This is a genomic window from Streptomyces sp. NPDC005805 (genome assembly GCF_040630445.1).
Classification (GTDB): domain Bacteria; phylum Actinomycetota; class Actinomycetes; order Streptomycetales; family Streptomycetaceae; genus Streptomyces.
This window is the reverse complement of the sequence record NZ_JBEXXN010000008.1, coordinates 83,808-101,607: the sequence shown is the minus strand read 5'-3', so window position 1 is coordinate 101,607 and position 17,800 is coordinate 83,808. Positions and strand designations below refer to the sequence as shown.

Here is a 17,800-nt window from a genome sequence, read left to right as displayed (position 1 = left end):
GCTACGGCTTGCGGCCGACCGCCCCGTACAGCGAGATGACCGCGTGCGGGTCGACGACCTCGTCCACCGCCAGCTCCGGGTGCCAGCGCGTCAGCTGGACGACGCCGGGGTCGACCACGTCCAGCCCGTCGAAGAACCGGGTGACCTCGGCGTGGGTGCGCGGGGCGAGGGTGACACCGCCGGCGGCGTACATCTGCACCCCGCGCGTCACGGCCGCCGGGTCCAGGTCGGCGGTGAGCTGCGACAGGACGAGGTAGCTGCCGGACGGCAGGGCGGAGACGAGTTCGGCGACCAGGTCGTAGGGCCGGTCGTCGTCGCCGAGGAAGTGCGTGAGGGCGACGAGGGAGAGCGAGACGGGTGCGCCGAAGTCCAGTGTCTTACGGGCCTGTTCGAGGATGCGGCCCGGCTCGCGCACATCGGCCTGGACGTAGTCCGTGACCCCTTCGGGGGTGCTGCGGAGCAGGGCCTCGGCGTGGGTGAGGACGATGGGGTCGTTGTCGGTGTAGACGATCCGCGCCTCGGGGGCGACGGACTGGGCGATCTGGTGGAGGTTCGGCTCGGTGGGGATGCCGGTGCCGATGTCGAGGTACTGGAGGATGCCGGCCTCGCGGGCGAGCCAGCGGGTGACCCGCTGCATGAACCAGCGGTTGGTCCGGGCGACGTGCCGGGCGGTCCCGTCCACGCCCATGATCTTGCGGCCGAGTTCCTCGTCGACGGGGTAGTTGTCCTTCCCGCCGAGATACCAGTCGTACACGCGCGCCGGATGCGGCCTGCTGGTGTCGATCCGCGCGGAGGCGGCCGGCTCGGTCCCGGTCATGGTCCCACTCCCTCACTGCTGGACGCACTCACTGATGGACGCACCGCGCCGGACACCGGCGTGGTGACGCCGCTCGTACCGTCGGCACCGTTCGCACGGTGATCCTTTCAGCCCGGGCCGCGCCCGGCAACCAACTGCCGCTCCACCGGCCCCACTTACCCGAAGGCTGGCCATGCCCGGACCCTGCTTCCGCCGTCTGTTCCCTCCCCTGTCCGGCGCGCTGGCCGCCGTCCTCGTCCTGGCGGGCGCGGGCGCCTCGGCCGGGACCGGCGTCCCGGCGGCCCAGGTCGTGACCTGGGCGGCGAGCCCGGACCGCCTCGCCGCCTCGTCCGTGCCGGACCTGACCCACCGCCTGATCGTCCGGGTGAGCGCGGGCGGCAGCGCGCTGCGGGTGCGCGTCACCAACGCGTTCGGGGAGGCGGCGCTGACCCTGGGCAGCGCGTACGCAGGCGAACGGGCCGACGGCGCCGCGCTCGTCCCCGGCACCAACCGCCCGCTGACCTTCGCGGGCCTGCGCTCGGTGACCGTGCCGCCGGGCCGGTGGGTGTACAGCGACCCGGTGCCGATGACCGTCCGGCCGGGCGCGGACCTCGCGGTCAGCCTCCATGTCCGGGACACGCCGGGCACGGTGACGGGCCACCGGCGGGCCCTCCAGACCTCGTACACCGCGCCCGCGGGCGACCACGCGGCCGAGGAGTCGGCCGCGCCCTTCACCCACATCCTCGGCACCTGGCCCCATCTGGACGCGGTCGTGGTCGACGCCCCCACCGGGACCGGCGCGGTCGCGGCCCTGGGCGACTCCATCACCGACGGCCTCTCCTCAACCCCGGACACCAACCGCCGCTGGCCCGACCTCCTCGCGGCCCGCCTCCGCGCCGAGGGCGCCACTTCGGTCAAGGGCGTGGCGAACGCGGGGATCTCGGGCAACCGGGTCCTGGCCGACGGCACGGGCGAGAGCGCGGTGAAGCGGCTGGACCGGGACGTCCTCGGCCACCGCGGCCTGCGGTCGCTGATCCTCTTCGAGGGCGTCAACGACATCAAGTCGGCCGCCCCGCCCACGGCGGACCAACTGATGGCGGGCTACCGGGACATCGTGACCCGCGCCCACGCGGCCGGCGTGTGCGTCATCGGCGCGACGATCCTGCCGTACGAGGGCTGGCCCGCCTGGACCCCGGCGGGCGAGGCCCTCCGCCAGGAGGTCAACACCCGCATCCGCGAGGACGCCCTCTTCGACGCGGTCGCCGACTTCGACGCGTCCCTCCGCGACCCCGCCCACCCCACCCGCCTGCACCCGTCCTTCGACGCGGGCGACCACCTCCACCCCAACGACACGGGGATGCGGGCGACGGCCGACGCGGTGGACGTGGGTGCGCTGGAGTGCGCGCGGGGGCCGGGCGGGGCCATGGCGCTTCGCTGATAGGTTCGCTGGTCGTGCAACCGAACCAACTCGACAACGAACTCAGCAACGGACTCGACATCGACTTCCGCATGCGCGCCCTGAAGATCCGCTCCTGGGGCATCGCCCTGCTGCTCGCCGCCGGAGCCCTCCTGACCTGGTGCGCCCTGATCCTGCTCACGCCGTACAGCCCGGGGTCCGGTTCAAGCCGCGACTGCGAGGCTCGGCTCTTCACCGACGAGGGCTCCACCCGCGACGACCTCCTGAACGGCGACCGGTGCGCGGACATACGCGACTGGCCGGAGGCCGTGGCCCTGCTGGGCCTCTCCGTCCCGGCCGCCACGGCCGGGGCGGCGATGTTCGCGTCGGGCACGGCGAACTTCCGTATGAGCCTGCACCTCCAGGCGATCCGCGAACGGGACGCGGCGGCGCGCTGACGTCGTCCGTGACCGGCCGTCACCGGCCGTGGAGGAAGTACCGCGCCGGTACGAAGACCTCGTGCCCGGTGGCGAACCGGACGCGCACCCCGTCGGCCGTCCAGGTCGTCGCCTCGACCCCCTCGGCGGCCGTGGTGCTGTCGACGCCGACCCAGTGGCCGTAGGACAGCCCGGGGTCCCTACCGATCACCAGCCGGTAGGAGCTGCGCCCGGACAGGGTGTGCTCGTGTACCAGCCCCAGGTGGTGCGCCGACTCGTCCTCGTACGCCACCGACGCCGGGGCGCTGTTCCGGAACGTCACCTCGGACCGCGGCCACCACAGGACGGCCGTGCACACGACCGTCAGCAGGATTCCGACGCCCACCCCGAACAGCACCGGCCCGGTCCGGCCCGCCCGCCGGGTGCGGGGGTCTCGGCCGGTCGGAGCGGGCTCGGGCGTGCTCATGCGGTTCTCCTGCGGACGTCGGTGACGGGCCGCCGTGCGGGCCCGCCGCCGAGGAGGACGCAGGACCGGGCCGCGCGGTTGGTCGGCCGTCCTCCCCTACAACACCCGCACCGGCCGGATCACCGCCCACACGGTCTTGCGGGCGGGCGGCTGCGGGCCGACGTCCACGCCCCAGTCGTCCGCGAGGGCGCCCACGATCATCAGCCCGCGCCCGCCCTCCTTCGTCCCGGCGTCCTCCGGGTCGGGTGCCGACGCCGGGAGTCGTCCGGCGCGGGCGTCGGTGACCGGCAGGTCGGCCAGGGCTTCGTGCGGTACGCCGCCCACGGCTGATCAGGCTTCGAGGGCGAAGACGCCCCAGCCGTGCCCCGCGGCCCGCACGCGGCCGTCCGGGGCGACGTGGACGCCGGACGACTCGACCGGGTGGGCATCGGTCGCGCCCGGCAGGGTCGTTTCGGCCTCGGTGCGGCGCGGGTTGACGACCACGAGGTAGCGCTCGCCGCGGACGTAGGCCAGCGGGTAGCCGTCGTGGAGGACGCGGACCGTGCCGCCCGGGCCCAGTTCGGGGATGGCCTTGCGCAGCGCGATCAGGCGGCGGACCAGGTGGAGGAGGGAGTCCGGGTCGCGGCGCTGGGCGGCGACCGTCGGGCGGTCCGGGGACGGGTCGACGGGGAGGTAGAGGTCGGCGGGCGGGGCGGTGGAGAAGCCCGCGTTGGGGCCGTCGTCCCACTGCATCGGCGTGCGGGAACCGGCCCGGTTGTAGCGGGGGCCGAGGACGCTGCCCTCGTGGTCCGGGAGGCCGGGGACGTAGCGCATGCCGATCTCGTCGCCGTAGTAGACCGCCGGGAGGGTCGGCCAGGTGAGCTGGAAGGCGAAGGCGGCCGGGAGCTGTTCGGCCGTGCGGGGGCCGGAGGCGAGGCGGGTGAAGTCGTGGTTGGCGGTCGGCAGGGAGATGTAGCCGGTGCGGCCGGAGGCGGCGATCGCGTCGGCGGCCGCCCGCCAGCCCGCGAGGAAGGTGCGCGCGTCGCCCGCCCCCTCGGCGCCGAAGTAGGGCTCCAGCGGGGACCACTGCTCGTTGACGGTGCCGGAGTTGTTGTTCCAGAGGGAGCGCAGCGCGAGGCCGTCGTCGTCGCTGCCGAACTGGAGGAGGAAGTCGGCGTGGAAGCCGGCCGGGACGGACACCGCCGGGTCGCCCCACTCCGACAACAGGGCGGCCCGGGGGTGCGCGGTGTCCAGCCAGGCGCGCAGCTCGCGCCAGAGCCGGGTGGTCTCCGTGTGGCCGGGGTCGTCCTTGACGAGGGAGGCGGCCATGTCGACGCGGAAGCCGCTGAGGCCGAGGCCGAGCCAGTGGTCCATGATCGCGCGCAGCGCCCGGCGGTTGGCGCGCGGGCCCTCCGCGTCGACGGGCTGCCGCCAGGGTTCGGTCGGATCGGTGCGCGCGTAGCCGAAGTTGAGGGCGGGCTGGCTGGGGAAGAAGTTGGGCCGGTACCAGCCGGGCCGGGTACCGGGGGACGGTTCGAAGCCGTGGGGGCGGGTCCCGGTGCCGGCCCAGATGTAGCGCTGGTCGCCGGGGTCGTCGGCGGACCGGAGGAACCAGGGGTGCCGGTCGGAGGTGTGGCCCGCGACCAGGTCGAGCAGGACACGGATGCCCCGGCGGCGGGCGCTGTCCACGAGCCGGACGAGGTCCTCGTCGGTGCCGTAGCGCGGGGCGACGGTGTAGTAGTCGGAGACGTCGTAGCCGGCGTCCCGGAAGGGTGAGGCGAAGCAGGGGTTGAGCCAGACGGTGTTGACGCCGAGCCAGACGAGGTGGTCGAGGCGGGCCTCGATCCCGGCGAAGTCGCCGATGCCGTCGCCGTTCCCGTCGGCGAAGGACTGCGGGTAGATCTGGTACAGGACGGCGTCCGCGAGCCAGGCGGTGGCGGGCCGGTCGTCGTCGGCGGCGGGCTCGGGGCGGGGCGCCTGGGTCATGGGGGCCGTTCCTTCCGGGTGACGGGGGCGGGGACCGGGGCGGGCGGTCCGGGCGGGTGCCGAACGATGCCTTCCCGCCGCGCCGCCGGTCCACCCCGGTCCACCCCGGTCCACCCCGACGCCCTACCCCGTGCCCGGGCCCAGCAGCTCCCGCACCAGCTCCCCGACCTGCTCCGTCTCGATCAGGAAGCCGTCGTGGCCGTACGGGGAGGCGAGGATGCGGGCGCGGTCCGCCGAGGGGATGCCGGCGGCGAGTTCCGTCTGCTGGGCGGGCGGGTAGAGGCGGTCGGTGTCGATGCCCGCGACCAGGGTGCGGGCGCGGACCCGGCGCAGCGCGGCCCGGACGCCGCCCCGGCCGCGCCCCACGTCATGGGTGTTCATCGCCTCCGCGAGGGTGACATAGCTGCCCGCGTCGAAGCGCCGTACCAGCTTGGCGGCCTGGTGGTCGAGGTAGGACTCGACGCCGTAGCGGCCGCCGCGCCAGGGGTCCTCGCCGCCCTGTGGCTCCCGGCCGAAGCGGGCCTGGAGTTCGGGCTCGCTGCGGTAGGTGACATGGGCGATCCGGCGGGCGAGGCCCAGGCCGGTGTGCGGTCCGCCGCCCGGTCCGGCGTCGTGGTAGTCGCCGCCGCGCCAGTGCGGGTCGGACCGGATCGCGTGGACCTGGGCGGAGGCCCAGGCGATCTGCTCGGCGCTCGCGGCGGCCGGGCAGGCGAGGAGGAGCAGGGCGTCCAGCCGCTCGGGGAGGGTCACCGCCCACTCCAGGGCGCGCATCCCGCCCATGGACCCGCCGACGACCAACGCCCAGCGGTCGACGCCGAGTTCATCGGCGAGTCCGGCCTCGGCCAGGACCTGGTCGCGCTGGGTGAGGAAGGGGAACGCGCTTCCCCAGGACCGCCCGCCGGGCCCGGGCGCCGTGGCGGAACCGGCGGCCGCGCCCGGCCCGGGCACCGCCCGCACGCCCGGGACCGAGCCGGGGAGCGGCGCCGCGCCGAGCCTCGGGGAAGACGGCCCGGTGCTGCCCTGGCAGCCGCCGAGGACGTTGGGCGCGACGACGAACCAGCGGTCGGTGTCCAGCGCGCGGCCGGGCCCGATCAGCGCGTCCCACCAGCCGGGGGTGGGGTGGCCGGGCCCGGCGGGGCCGGCCGCGTGGCTGTCGCCGGTGAGAGCGTGCAGGACGAGCACCGCGTTGGACCGGTCGGGCGCGAGGTGCCCCCAGGTCTCGAACACCAGCCGGACGCCCGGCAGTTCACCGCCCGCCTCCAGCGGCAGCGCCGCCGCGCGGTGGTGCCACCGCCGGCGCCCGGGCGGGTCGCCCTCCCGCCAGGCGCCGGTGGCCGGTGGCGGGAGGGCGACCCGGGAGATGGCCGGCTGCACTCAGGCCGCCGCCTTCGCGGCCCGGAAACCCGCCTCCAGGTCGGCCTTCAGGTCGGCGAGGTTCTCCAGCCCGACCGACAGCCGCACCAGCCCGGGCGCGGTGCCCGTCGCCGCCAGCTGGTCCTCGTCGAGCTGGCTGTGGGTGGTGGACGCGGGGTGGATGATCAGGCTCCGCACATCGCCGATGTTCGCGAGGTGGCTGAACAGCTCCACCGCGTCCACGAACCGCTTGCCCGCCTCGACGCCGTCGCGCAGCTCGAAGGAGAGGACCGCGCCCGCGCCGTGCGGGAGGTAGCGCTGTGCGGTCTCGTGCCAGCGGCTGGAGGCGAGGCCCGGGTAGTGGACGGCGGCGACCTCGTCGCGCTGCTCCAGCCACTCGGCGAGGGCCCGCGCGTTCGCCGAGTGGCGCTCGATCCGCAGGCTCAGCGTCTCGACGCCCTGGAGCAGCAGGAACGCGGAGTGCGGGGCGATGGCGGGGCCGAGGTCGCGCAGCAGCTGGACCCGGAGCTTGATCGCGAAGGCGCCGGGGCCGAGGTCGGGCCAGTAGCGCAGGCCGTGGTAGCTCGGGTCCGGCTCGTGGAAGTCGGGGAAGCGGTCGGCGTGCGCGCCGAAGTCGAAGGTGCCGGCGTCCACGACGACACCGCCGATGGTGGTGCCGTGCCCGCCGAGGAACTTGGTCGCCGAGTGCACCACGATGTCGGCCCCGTGCTCGATGGGCCGCAGCAGGTACGGGGTGGGCACGGTGTTGTCCACGATCAGCGGGACACCGGCCTCGTGGGCGGCGTCGGCGACCGCGCGGACGTCGAGGACGTTGCCGCGCGGGTTGCCGAGGGTCTCGGCGAACAGGGCCTTGGTGTGGGGCCGGATCGCGGCCCGCCAGGCGTCGGGGTCGTCCGGGTCGTCGACGAAGGACACCTCGATGCCGAACCTGGGGAGGGTGTGGCGGAAGAGGTTGTAGGTGCCGCCGTAGATGGAGGCGCTGGAGACGATGTGGTCCCCGGCGCTCGCCAGGGTCAGCAGGGCCAGGGTCTCGGCGGCCTGGCCGGAGGCGAGGGCGACGGCGGCGGCCCCGCCCTCCAGGGCGGCGATCCGCTGCTCGAAGGCGTCCTGGGTGGGGTTGTGGATGCGGGTGTAGATATTGCCGGGTTCGGCGAGCGAGAACAGGTCGGCGGCGTGCGCGGTGTCGCGGAAGACGAAGGACGTCGTCTGGTAGATCGGCACGGCCCGGGCCCCGGTGGTGGGGTCGGGGGTGGTGCCGGCGTGGATCTGCTTGGTCTCGAAGGACCAGGCGGAGGTGTCGGGTCCGGTGGGCTCGTCCTCCGGGGTGTGGCCGGCGGTGACGGCGTCGAGGGGCTGGCTCATGGTTCTCCGTAAGTTGTCAGGCGGCCCGGCGGCGCGCGGGGGCGGCCGGGCGGTGCGCGGTGCTGCGGGTACGGGGGTGCGGGGGTGCGGGGCGGCGGCCCCGTGGAAGGGGGCTCGCGGCGGGGCAGGAGCGGGGCGACGACGCCGTCCGGGACCGCGCCGGGGTGCGTGAAGTCGCGCTCGGGCGGAGGTGGTTCCGTCGCGGAGGGCGGTTCCGTCAGGAGAGGGTGGCCGACCGGATCAACCGGTCCGGCCGGCCGACATCGGCGGGCGTCGCGTCAGCTCGCGCCGGTACAACCCGTGGTGGTCACGCGCACGTAGTCGACGTGGCGGCGGATCACGAGGACGGTCATGGGGCCACCAAACCACACGACGGAGGCCACGCACCAGAGCCACCCGCACGGTTCCCCCCGCCGGGTGGCAAGGTCAACGCGGGGGCAACACGGTGGCCATGCGGGGTCACCCCGGCGCAACGCGGCGGCCATGCGACGTCAGCACGGCATCAGCGCGGGGCCGCCGTCGTCTTGACGGTGAACAGCGGCCGCTCCAGCCCGTCGGAGAACTCCAGGAGGCCGTCCTGCTCGTCGGACACCGCGAAGAGGACCGTGCCCTCGACGAACTCCCCCGGGCGCGGGTGGGGTTCACTGATCAGGTTCTCCTCCGTGAACCCGAGGTCCACGCAGTTGCCGCTGGTCTCCAGGTCCGCCTGCTTGGTCTCGCCGTCCTGCCCGGTCCAGCGCGCGCGGCTCAGCGGGCCGGTGTCGAACTCGGCGTCGCCCGTGTTCCGCACGCGGAACTCCAGGCAGACGAAGGTCGTGCCGGGGTCTGCCACGATCGGTTCCAGGTACTCGCCCTGGGCGATGCGGTCCGCCTGCCGCAGGCGGTTGAGCGTGACCTCGGCCGAGGTGGCGGGTTCGTCGAGGACGTCGTTGGCCGGGACCGAGACGGGCAGGGTCTTCGTCTCCCTCAGCTCCGGGACCTCCCCGGCCGGGGTGCTCGCCACCGCCGGCGCCGCGCGCTCCCGTTCGGCCGCCGCGCTCACACTCTGTGACGGCGGGCCGTCGCCGCCGGCGCCCGCGCCGCAGCCCGCGAGAAGCACCGCCGACGCGACGGCCACGGACGCGACCACCGCACGCCCCCTGGGATACGGGGCTGCGCCCCCGCTGACACGACCGCTCATGGCGCGACTCCTTCGGAAGGGTCTGCTCACCAGCTTCCGCCCGGGCGGCCCGGTCCGCAGGTCGGTGACCCTCCGTGCCCGGGACGCGGCCGGTCAGCCGGACCGTCCCGCGCGCCCCGGAACCGGCCCCCGGCCGGAGGACCACCCAGCAGTCCAGGCGCAGCGCGGTGTGGGCGGTGCCCCGGACGCAGATCGGCGATCCAGGTGATTACCTGTCACCGCCGTGTGCCGCCCGGCTACCGTTGCACGTCCCGAGTACGCGCCACCGGGAGGACACCTCGTATGGCCGACGACACCCCCGCCTTCCGGCTGCTCCCCGGGGCCGCCCGCTCCCCCGTGATCCTTCATGTGCCGCACGCCTCACGGGAGATACCGCCGGACGTGCGGCGCGGCATCGTGCTGGACGACGAGGCGCTGGAGCGGGAGCTGGACCACATCACGGACGCGCACACGGACCGGATCGCCGCCGGGGCCGCGGCGCACGCGATCGTCACGCCCTGGCGGTTCGTCAACGGGCGCTCGCGGCTGGTCGTGGACCCGGAGCGGTTCCCCGACGAGCGGGAGGAGATGCTCGCCGCCGGCATGGGCGCGGTGTACACGCGCTCCACGCACAAGGAGCGGCTGCGGGCCGAGGGCTTCGACCCGAAGGAGCTGATCGCGCGCTGCTTCGAGCCGTACGCGCAGGCGGTGGCGGAGGCGGTCGACGCGCGGCTGGAGGCGGTCGGGCGGTGCGTGGTGATCGACGTCCACTCGTATCCGACCGGGGCGCTGCCGTACGAGCTGCACGGGGACGGGCCCCGGCCGCCGGTCTGCCTGGGCACGGACCCGTTCCACACCCCGCCGGAGCTGGCGGACGCGGCCCGGCGGGCGTTCGCAAGCTTCGGCGGGACGGGGCTGGACAGCCCGTTCGCGGGGACGTACGTCCCGCTGCGGCACTACGGGCGGGACCGGCGGGTCTCCGCGCTGATGGTGGAGATCCGGCGGGACGTCTACATGTCCGAGCCGGGCGGTCCCGCGGGGCCGGGGCGGGAGGCCCTGGCCGAGGCGCTGGGCGGACTGGTCGACGCGGCGGGGCGGGCGGCGGCCGGCTGACGCTGCGCGGGGCGGGGCGGGGCGGGGCGGCTGACGGTGCGCGGGGCGGGCGGTGCGCGGGGCGGGCGGACGGCTGACGGTGCGCGGGGCGGCGGCGGTGTATCCGGATGCCCACCGGCCCCGGCACCACCCCACAAATCCGGAGGGCCGTCCCCCACTTGCCCCTGCCGGGCGATTCGCGCGTTTTCGGCTCTTCCCTTGTCATGACCTCTTCTGAGATCTTGCGTCGACCCATTCGACCCACGGCCCGGTCGGCGCCACCAGCGCTCCGGGCTCTCGGAGGATGCAGTGACAACCCCCCGCATATCCGGGCGTCGTCTCAGACGCTCGTTCCTCGCCGTCGCCGCCCTCGGCACGGCCGTGGCCCTGGCCACTCCCGCCGGTGCCGCCGGCACCGCCCGTACCGCTCCCGCGGCGCAGGACGGCACCGAGCCCCGGTCCGCCGTCGCGGCCCGGACCGCCGAGGCCCCCGCGGCCGCTCCGGCGGCCACGGCCGCCTGGGTCGCCGGGACCCGCGCGTACCTGGTGATCGGCGCCCCCGGCGACACCTCGGCGCTGCGCACCGCGGTGACCGCCAACGGCGGTTCCGTGTACGCCCGGTACGACGCGATCGGCGTGGTCGTCGCGCACTCCGCCTCGGCCGGTTTCGCGGCCGCGGTGCGCGCGGTCAGCGGCGTCCAGCAGGTGGGCGCCACCCGTACCTCGGACGTCCCGGCCGACGCGTACGCGCCCACGATCCCGACCGCCCCCGCGCAGACCCCGACGACCCTCACCGAGACCGCCCGCTGGGACATGACCCGGATCAACGCGGACAAGGCGTGGGCCGTGAACCCGGGTTCGGCGTCCGTCACCGTGGGTGTGCTCGACACCGGCGTGGACGACCAGCACCAGGACATCGCGCCCAACTTCGACGCGGCGAACTCGGCCTCCTGCGCCTACGGCAAGGCGGACGCCCGCACCGGCGCCTGGCGCGACATCGGTACGCACGGCACCCATGTGGCGGGCACCGTGGCCGCCGCGAAGAACGGCAAGGGCGTGGTCGGCGTCGCGCCCGGTGTGAAGATCGCCTCGGTGCGCATCGCGGAGCCGGGCAGCAGCCTGTTCTTCGCCGAGAACACCATCTGCGGTTTCATGTGGGCCGGTGACCGGGGCTTCGAGGTCACCAACAACAGCTACTACACCGACCCGTGGATGTTCAACTGCCCGGACGACCCGGACCAGGCGGCCATCATCGAGGGCGTCCGGCGGGCCCAGGCGTACGCGGAGGGCAAGGGCTCCCTCCAGGTCGCGGCGGCGGGCAACTCCAACTACGACCTGGCGAACAAGCGGACGGACAGCTCCAGTCCGAACGACTCCACGCCCGTCTCCCGCACCATCACCAACGCCTGCATCGACATCCCCACCGAGCTGCCGGGTGTGGTGACGGTGGCCGCGATGGGCAACGGGAACATCAAGGCCTCGTACTCCAACTTCGGCCGGGACATCATCGACGTCGCGGCCCCGGGCGGTGACGGCGCCTCGGGCGTCTACTCGACGCTGCCCGGCGGCAAGTACGGGAACATGAACGGCACGTCGATGGCCTCGCCGCACGTGGCGGGCGTCGCCGCGCTGCTCGCGAGCGCCAACCCGGGCGCCACCCCGGCCCAGCTCCGGACCGCCCTGGCCGCCCAGTCCACGGACATCGCCTGCCCCTCGGACAGCCGCTGCACGGGCACCACGGCGAAGAACGCGTTCTTCGGTGAGGGCCAGGTCGACGCGCTGAAGGCGGTCGACGGGGGCACCACCCCGCCGCCCGGCAAGTTCTTCGAGAACACGGCGGACGTGACCATCGTCGACAACGCAACGGTGGAGTCCTCCCTCACGGTCAGCGGGGTGACGGGCAACGCCCCGGCCGCGCTGAAGGTCGGCGTGGACATCAAGCACACCTACCGCGGCGACCTGGTGATCTCCCTGGTCGCCCCGGACGGCTCGGTGTACCTCCTGGAGGACTTCCCCAACGGGGACAGCGCCGACGACGTGGTGAAGACGTACACGGTGAACGCCTCCTCGGAGACCGCGGCCGGCGTCTGGAAGCTGCGGGTGCGGGACAACGCGACCCGCGACACGGGCCGCATCGACGCCTGGAACCTCACGTTCTAGGGAGTGTCCGGAACGTCGCGCCGTTCGCCCGGAGGGCGGGTTCGCGGCGTCCGGTGCGTGCGATCGCAAGGCGGAGGAGGGGGACAATGGCGGAGCCATGGCCCCTGACGACAACGCGGCGAGGGTGCGTGCCGGGCGTCGTGGACCAGGCGAGACGTTCCGGACACGACCTAGAACTCCGCGTCCCCCGGTGGGGGCGGGCGGTCCCGCCCCCACCGGTCACGGCTCAGCCGGGCAGGCCCGTAACGGGCCTGCCCGGCTTCCGTGTTGTCGGCGAGGGTCCGCGCCATCGGGCATGATCGGCCGCGGTGCACCGGGCGTCCCGGGTGCGCCTCGTCGTCCGGGTCGGACGAGTCGTCCGAGCGGTGGAGGTACGCGTATGACCGGCCAAGAGCCCCTGTCGCCCCAGCGGCCCGAGCGGGCCTCCCCCGCGCCCAACGGGCTGATCGGCGTCGGGGTGGTGGTGCGGGACGCGGCCGGGCGGGTGCTGCTCGGGCTGGGGCACGACGGGCGCTGGGAGCTGCCCGGCGGCAAGGTGGACGCCGGGGAGCGCTTCGAGGAGGCCGCGGCCCGGGAGTTGGCCGAGGAGACCGGCCTGGTCGCGGACCCGGCGGACGTCAGGATCGGCGCGGTGCTCCTGGACGGCGAGCACGGCATGGCCCGGGTCACGGGCGCGGCCCTGGTCGAACGCGTCACCGGGGAGGCGTCCGTGCGCGAGCCGGACAAGATCGTGCGCTGGGAGTGGTTCCCGGCCACCGGCTCCGGGGCGCTCGCCCCGGGGCCGGTGTTCCCGCCGTCGGCGGCGGTGCTGCGCAGCTGGGGCCGCCCGGCCCCGGCGGAACCGGACGGCGCCCCGGTCTTCCACCGGCTGGCGGTGGAAGAGGCGGAGGCGTAGTCAGCGCCGGGTGCGCACCAGCAGGTACAGGAAGTACGGCGTGCCGATCACCGCCGTCATCAGGCCCGCGCCGAGCTGGGCGGGCGCGATGACGGTACGGCCCAGCAGGTCCGCCGTGCCCACCAGCGCGGCGCCCAGCAGCATCGCGACCGGCACCACCCGGATGTGCCGCCGGCCCACCAGGGCCCGGGCCGCGTGCGGTGCGACGAGGCCGACGAAGACGATCGTCCCGGCGGCGGCCACGGCGGTGGCGCTGAGCAGGACGCCCGCCGCGAGGAAGAGGAACCGGGTGCGGCCGAGGCCGATCCCGAGGAGCCTCGGGGTGTGCTCGTCCAGGGACACCAGGTCCAGTTCGGTGCGCAGGGCGATCGCCACGGCCGCGCTCAGCACGAGCACACCCAGCAGGGGCAGCGCGTCGGGGAAGGTGCGCCCGTAGGTGGAGCCGGAGAGCCAGGTCAGGGCCTTGGTCGCGTTGAACGGGTCGGTGAGCACGATGAGCAGGCTGATGATCGCCGTCGTGCCGGTGGCCACGCCGATGCCGACGAGGACGACGCGGTTCTGCTGGAAGCCGCCGCGTGCGGAGAGCCCGAAGACGAAGACGGCGGCGAGCGCGGCGCCCGCGAAGGCGGCGCCGGTGATGCCCCAGGAGCCGGCCAGCGGCACGGTGGTGACGAAGGCGACCGCGCCGAGCGCGGCGCCGCCGGAGACGCCCATGACGCCCGGTTCCGCGAGCGGGTTGCGGGTGGCGGCCTGGATCAGGGTGCCCGCGAGGGCGAGGGCCGCGCCCGCGAGGAGGGCGGCGGTGACCCGGGGCACCCGGGTGTCCAGGACGAAGGAGACCGAGCGGACGGCCCTGCCCTGGAGCCAGTTGACGACGTCGCCGAGCAGCAGCTTGCTGTCGCCGAGCAGCACGCCCGCGACCGCCACTCCGGCGACCGCGGCCACCAGCACCACCAGGGTGGCGACGAACCTGCGGCGGCTGCGGATGCGCAGCTTGTCCGCCTCGGCCGCCGCTCCGGCGTCCCGGGAGCGGACCGCCGTCACCACGAGGAACACGGCGCCGACGATGCTGGTGACCACCCCGGTCGGGACGGCGACGGACCGGTCCGAGCTGACCAGGGCGCGCAGCAGTACGTCCGCGCCGAGGACCAGGCCCGCACCGGCCAGCCCGGCGACGGGTATCGCGGTGCGGGCGCGGGTGAAGCCGCGGAACCGGCGGGCGAGGGGGCGGATCAGGGCGGGGGCGACCAGGCCGACGAAGCCGATCGGTCCGGCGAGGGTGACGGAGGCCGCGGAGAGCAGCGCGGCGAGGGTGACCACGATGACGCGGGTGGCGCGGACGGGGACGCCGAGGCCGCGGGCCGCGTCGTCGCCGAGGGCCAGCGCGTCGATCCGGCGGGCCGTCAGCAGCAGTCCGACCAGGCCGACCAGGGCGAGCGGGAGCATCTGGAGCACGCCGCTGAAGCCGTTCTGGCCGATGCTGCCCTGGTTCCACTGGTAGAGGCCCTCGGTCTGTTCGGGGAACAGGAGGAGGAGCCCTTCGGTGGCGGAGGCGAGTCCGAGCATCAGGGCGGTGCCGGCGAGGACGAGCCGGACGGTGCCGGCGCCCAAACCGGAGAGGCCGAGGACGACGGCGGCGGCCGCGAGCCCGCCGATGAGGGCGACACCGGAGGAGGCGAGGAAGGGCAGCGAGACGCCGGTGACGGCGACCAGGGCGAGCGCCAGGTACGAACCGGCGTTCACGGCCAGGGTGTCGGGCGAGGCGAGGACGTTGCGGCTGATGGTCTGGAGGGCCGCGCCGGCCATGCCGAGGGCGAGGCCGACGAGGACCCCGGCGGTCATCCGGGGCAGCCGGGAGGCGATGACGACGGAGGCGTCACCGGGTTCGGCGCGGCCGGTGAGGGCTTTGAGGATCTCAGGCGCGCCGACCGCGGCGGTGCCCTGGGTGATGTCCACCAGGGCGAGCGCCGTGACCAGGAGCACGAGCACGGCCGTCACCGCGGCCGCGCCCGCCCGGGCGGTGGTCTTCTCGGGACGGGTGGCGGGAGTGGTTGCGGTGACGGCCATGGGGCTACTTCGTGAGCGCCTTGACGACGGCGTCGATGTACGCCTCCATCGACTGCGGACCGCCGAACATCCAGATGCCGTCGGGGAGTCGGTGGACGTCGCCCTTCTTCACGAAGGAGAGGGACTTCCAGACGGCGTTGTCGGCGAGCTCCTTGCCGAACGGGTCGCTGGAGGCGTCCTTGCCGTTGCCGATGTAGGCGAAGTGGGTGCCGGCCGGCAGGGCGGTGAGGCCCTCGACGTCGGTGGCGCCGAGGCCGTAGGCGGGGTCGCCCTTGACCTTCCAGACGTTCTTCAGGCCGATCTTCTCGTTGACCGCGCCGAGCAGGGAGGTGGCGGTGTACGGGCGGACGGAGACCTGGTTGGACTGGACGTAGCCGTCGGCGAAGGCGAAGGACGCCCCGTCCAGGCCGGCGTCGGCGAGGGCCTTCTTGCCGTCCGCGAGCTTGGTCTCGAAGGACTTCTTCGCCTTCTCGGCCGCCTCGGTGGTGCCGGTGGCCTTGGCGATGAGGTCCAGGTTCTCCAGCATCCGGCCGATCTGGTCCTTGCCGTCGGCGGAGGTGACGGTGAGGACGGGGGCGACCTTGCGGAGCTGCTTGACGGCGGGGGCGGGCAGGTCGCTGGTGGCCACGATCAGGTCGGGGCTCAGGGAGGCGACGGTGTCCATGCTGGGCTCGCCGCGGGTGCCGATGTCCTTGGGCTGGTTCTTCAGCGGGACGGTGGTGTCCCAGGCGGAGTAGCCCTTGACGTCGGCGACGCCGACCGGGTCGACGCCGAGGGTGACGAGCGTCTCGACGACGTTCCACTCGGTGCCGACGACCTTCTTGGCGGGGCCGTCGAGTTCGACCTTGGCGCCGGTCGAGTCGGTGAGCGTGATGCTCTCGGTGCCCTTGTCCGCGGACTCCTTGGCGGGCTCGGTGGTGCCGCAGGCGGTCAGGGCGAGGGCAGCGGCGGCGGTGGCCGCCACGGTGGCGAGGAGGCGTCTCATGACGGGGTGCTGAGCCTTTCGGTTCGGGTGTGGTGGCGGCCTATCGCGCGGGTGCGCAGGCGGCCCGTGAGGGGGTCGGTGGCGACCTCGATCCTGATGCCGTAGGTGGCGGTCAGGCGCTCGGACGTCAGCACCTCCTCCGGTTCGCCGTCGGCGACGACGCGCCCCTCTTCGAGGAGCACGATCCGGTCGGCGACGGCGGCCGCCTGGTCGAGGTCGTGCAGGACGACGCCCACGGCGATCCCGTGGTCGTCGGCCAGGTCGCGGACGAGGTCGAGGAGTTCGACCTGGTAGCGCAGGTCGAGGTAGGTGGTGGGCTCGTCGAGGAGGAGGACCCCGGTCTCCTGGGCGAGGCAGCCGGCGAGCCAGACGCGCTGCAGCTGCCCGCCGGAGAGGTGCTCGGCGCCGCGTTCCGCGAGGTCCTCGACACCGGTCAGGCGCAGGGCCCGGTCCACGGCGGCCCGGCCGCCCGGGTCCGTGCGGCCCCAGCGGCCACGGTAGGGGTAGCGGCCGAACTCGACCACGTCCCGCACGGTCAGACCGCTGGGCGTGGGGCGGCCCTGGGTGAGCAGGGCGACGCGGCGGGCGAACTCGCGGGGGGTGAGGGTGAGACCGTCGGTGTCCTCGTCGATGGTGAGGGTGGCGGTCCGGGGGCGCTGGAGGCGGGCGAGGGTGCGCAGCAGCGTCGACTTGCCGCTGCCGTTGGGCCCCACGAGGACGGTCACCCGGCCGGGGCGCAGGGTCAGGGCCGCGTCGTGCACCACGTCGGTGCCGTCGTAGGCCACGGTCACGCCGGTGGCCGAGAATATGTGGCCGTGCAGGTGGGGCGCGTCCGCCGTCGCTTCTTCTCCAGAACTCACGGAGAGGAGGTTAGCCTAACCTTATCGAGGCTGTTCACCGGGGGCGGGCGCTCGGGACGGCCGCCCGCGGCGCGGCTCTCCCCGGCGCCGGCGCCCGGGGCGCCCGGGTGCCCGCCACCCCCGCCGTGACCGAAAACCGCCCCCGGGGCGGGTGTTGCGGGGGGTGCGTGCGGGCCGGCCGCGGCACCGACGGGATTCGAACCCGCGGAAGGTGGGGGCAGGTCCGCCCCGTCCCCTCAGTCGCCGCCCGGGGGACCTCCCGGACGGCGATCGCAATGGGCCGCTCTGCCACGGTGCCGCGGCCTGCGGGACCGCGCGGTCCCGGTCCGGCGAGGGTAGCGGCGGGCGGGCGCGGCGGGCCACGGATTACGCGGCCCCGCGGCCGGTGTTCCGGTCGCGGGGGCGCGGCCGGGTGTTCCGGTCGCGGGGGCGCGGCCGGGTGTTCCGGGCACGGGCCGCACGGTCGGGTGTTCCGGGCACGGGCAGCGCCCGGAGCCGGTGTTGCCTCTCGCGGGCCGGGTCCTGCGGCGGGCGCGGGCCGGGCGCGCGGCCGGGCGCGGAGCCGCCTGTGCTCCGGCCGGTGTTGCCTCCCGCAGGCCGGGCGCGCGGCCGGTCTCGCGGGCCGGGCCCGGAGCCGGTGTTGCCTCTCGCGGGCCGGGTCCTGCGGCGGGCGCGTGCCGGGCGCGCGGCCGGTCTCGTGGGCCGGGCGCGGAGCCGCCTGTGCGCCGGCCGGGCGCGCCGCCGGTGTTCCGGCCGGGCGCGCCGCCGGTGTTCCGGCCGGGCACG

15 protein-coding genes and 1 tRNA gene are annotated in these 17,800 nt (G+C 74.9%); 5 read left to right on the top strand and 11 right to left on the bottom strand.

The features are described 5' to 3' along the window. Window position 1: 1 nt before the first annotated feature. Complete coding sequence (locus ABZ457_RS07310) at window positions 2-817, bottom strand: SAM-dependent methyltransferase (RefSeq protein ID WP_359154862.1); 816 nt, start codon at window positions 815-817, stop codon at window positions 2-4. A 172-nt stretch (window positions 818-989) separates the two neighbouring features. Here ABZ457_RS07310 and ABZ457_RS07305 point away from each other — a divergent pair, with 172 nt between their 5' ends. Together ABZ457_RS07305 and ABZ457_RS07300 are read left to right on the top strand one after the other, a co-directional pair. Continuing rightward, complete coding sequence (locus ABZ457_RS07305; RefSeq protein ID WP_359154860.1) at window positions 990-2,234, top strand: SGNH/GDSL hydrolase family protein; 1,245 nt, start codon at window positions 990-992, stop codon at window positions 2,232-2,234. Between the two features lie 14 nt (window positions 2,235-2,248). Further along, window positions 2,249-2,650, top strand: coding sequence for a hypothetical protein (locus tag ABZ457_RS07300; protein WP_359154857.1), 402 nt, complete (start codon window positions 2,249-2,251; stop codon window positions 2,648-2,650). A gap of 19 nt (window positions 2,651-2,669) precedes the next feature. Here the strand turns inward: ABZ457_RS07300 and ABZ457_RS07295 are convergent, their stop codons facing one another. The 6 genes from ABZ457_RS07295 to ABZ457_RS07270 all read right to left on the bottom strand — a co-directional run bounded on the left by ABZ457_RS07295 (window position 2,670) and on the right by ABZ457_RS07270 (window position 8,976). Further along, the gene (locus ABZ457_RS07295) at window positions 2,670-3,095 is read right to left on the bottom strand and encodes a hypothetical protein (RefSeq protein ID WP_359154855.1); all 426 of its coding nucleotides are present in this window, start codon (window positions 3,093-3,095) and stop codon (window positions 2,670-2,672) included. A gap of 96 nt (window positions 3,096-3,191) precedes the next feature. Next, window positions 3,192-3,419 carry an ATP-binding protein gene (locus tag ABZ457_RS07290; RefSeq protein WP_359154853.1) on the bottom strand — a complete coding sequence of 76 codons (228 nt, stop codon included), beginning with the start codon at window positions 3,417-3,419 and terminating at the stop codon, window positions 3,192-3,194. A gap of 6 nt (window positions 3,420-3,425) precedes the next feature. After that, window positions 3,426-5,060 (bottom strand): alpha-amylase family glycosyl hydrolase, encoded by a 1,635-nt coding sequence (locus tag ABZ457_RS07285; protein ID WP_359154851.1) that lies wholly within the window; start codon window positions 5,058-5,060, stop codon window positions 3,426-3,428. A 123-nt stretch (window positions 5,061-5,183) separates the two neighbouring features. Next, window positions 5,184-6,434, bottom strand: a complete 1,251-nt coding sequence (gene metX, locus ABZ457_RS07280) for a homoserine O-acetyltransferase (protein ID WP_359154848.1) — start codon at window positions 6,432-6,434, stop codon at window positions 5,184-5,186. Next, on the bottom strand, window positions 6,435-7,796 hold the full coding sequence (locus tag ABZ457_RS07275) for a bifunctional o-acetylhomoserine/o-acetylserine sulfhydrylase (protein WP_359154845.1): 1,362 nt from the start codon (window positions 7,794-7,796) through the stop codon (window positions 6,435-6,437). Window positions 7,797-8,298: 502 nt separating this feature from the next. Continuing rightward, window positions 8,299-8,976, bottom strand: coding sequence for a hypothetical protein (locus ABZ457_RS07270; protein ID WP_359154843.1), 678 nt, complete (start codon window positions 8,974-8,976; stop codon window positions 8,299-8,301). A gap of 282 nt (window positions 8,977-9,258) precedes the next feature. Between ABZ457_RS07270 and ABZ457_RS07265 the strand changes: the two genes are divergently transcribed. The 3 genes from ABZ457_RS07265 (at window position 9,259) to ABZ457_RS07255 (ending at window position 13,102) form a co-directional block, all read left to right on the top strand. After that, window positions 9,259-10,068: an N-formylglutamate amidohydrolase gene (locus ABZ457_RS07265; protein WP_359154841.1), complete on the top strand. Its 810-nt coding sequence runs from the start codon at window positions 9,259-9,261 to the stop codon at window positions 10,066-10,068. Window positions 10,069-10,356: 288 nt separating this feature from the next. Next, window positions 10,357-12,207 (top strand): S8 family serine peptidase, encoded by a 1,851-nt coding sequence (locus ABZ457_RS07260; RefSeq protein ID WP_359154839.1) that lies wholly within the window; start codon window positions 10,357-10,359, stop codon window positions 12,205-12,207. 379 nt (window positions 12,208-12,586) lie between these two features. Continuing rightward, window positions 12,587-13,102, top strand: coding sequence for an NUDIX domain-containing protein (locus ABZ457_RS07255; protein WP_359154837.1), 516 nt, complete (start codon window positions 12,587-12,589; stop codon window positions 13,100-13,102). On the opposite strand, the gene ABZ457_RS07250 is transcribed toward ABZ457_RS07255, so the two are convergent. The 4 genes from ABZ457_RS07250 to ABZ457_RS07235 form a co-directional block, all read right to left on the bottom strand. After that, window positions 13,103-15,169 carry an iron ABC transporter permease gene (locus ABZ457_RS07250; RefSeq protein WP_359154835.1) on the bottom strand — a complete coding sequence of 689 codons (2,067 nt, stop codon included), beginning with the start codon at window positions 15,167-15,169 and terminating at the stop codon, window positions 13,103-13,105. 4 nt (window positions 15,170-15,173) lie between these two features. After that, window positions 15,174-16,154, bottom strand: a complete 981-nt coding sequence (locus ABZ457_RS07245) for an iron-siderophore ABC transporter substrate-binding protein (RefSeq protein ID WP_359154833.1) — start codon at window positions 16,152-16,154, stop codon at window positions 15,174-15,176. Further along, window positions 16,151-17,014 carry an ABC transporter ATP-binding protein gene (locus ABZ457_RS07240; RefSeq protein ID WP_359154831.1) on the bottom strand — a complete coding sequence of 288 codons (864 nt, stop codon included), beginning with the start codon at window positions 17,012-17,014 and terminating at the stop codon, window positions 16,151-16,153. The genes ABZ457_RS07245 and ABZ457_RS07240 overlap by 4 nt, the downstream gene beginning before the upstream one ends. Window positions 17,015-17,195: 181 nt before the next feature. Then, window positions 17,196-17,312 (bottom strand) — tRNA-OTHER (locus ABZ457_RS07235). Window positions 17,313-17,800 lie beyond the last annotated feature (488 nt).

What these genes read in the sequence shown, in the direction of transcription:
- ABZ457_RS07310 (WP_359154862.1), bottom strand. Translation starts at nt 817, where the DNA reads ATGACCGGGACCGAGCCGGCCGCCTCCGCGCGGATCGACACCAGCAGG.
- ABZ457_RS07305 (WP_359154860.1), top strand. Translation starts at nt 990, where the DNA reads ATGCCCGGACCCTGCTTCCGCCGTCTGTTCCCTCCCCTGTCCGGCGCG.
- ABZ457_RS07295 (WP_359154855.1), bottom strand. Translation starts at nt 3,095, where the DNA reads ATGAGCACGCCCGAGCCCGCTCCGACCGGCCGAGACCCCCGCACCCGG.
- ABZ457_RS07285 (WP_359154851.1), bottom strand. Translation starts at nt 5,060, where the DNA reads ATGACCCAGGCGCCCCGCCCCGAGCCCGCCGCCGACGACGACCGGCCC.
- ABZ457_RS07275 (WP_359154845.1), bottom strand. Translation starts at nt 7,796, where the DNA reads ATGAGCCAGCCCCTCGACGCCGTCACCGCCGGCCACACCCCGGAGGAC.
- ABZ457_RS07270 (WP_359154843.1), bottom strand. Translation starts at nt 8,976, where the DNA reads ATGAGCGGTCGTGTCAGCGGGGGCGCAGCCCCGTATCCCAGGGGGCGT.
- ABZ457_RS07265 (WP_359154841.1), top strand. Translation starts at nt 9,259, where the DNA reads ATGGCCGACGACACCCCCGCCTTCCGGCTGCTCCCCGGGGCCGCCCGC.
- ABZ457_RS07255 (WP_359154837.1), top strand. Translation starts at nt 12,587, where the DNA reads ATGACCGGCCAAGAGCCCCTGTCGCCCCAGCGGCCCGAGCGGGCCTCC.
- ABZ457_RS07250 (WP_359154835.1), bottom strand. Translation starts at nt 15,169, where the DNA reads ATGGCCGTCACCGCAACCACTCCCGCCACCCGTCCCGAGAAGACCACC.
- ABZ457_RS07245 (WP_359154833.1), bottom strand. Translation starts at nt 16,154, where the DNA reads ATGAGACGCCTCCTCGCCACCGTGGCGGCCACCGCCGCCGCTGCCCTC.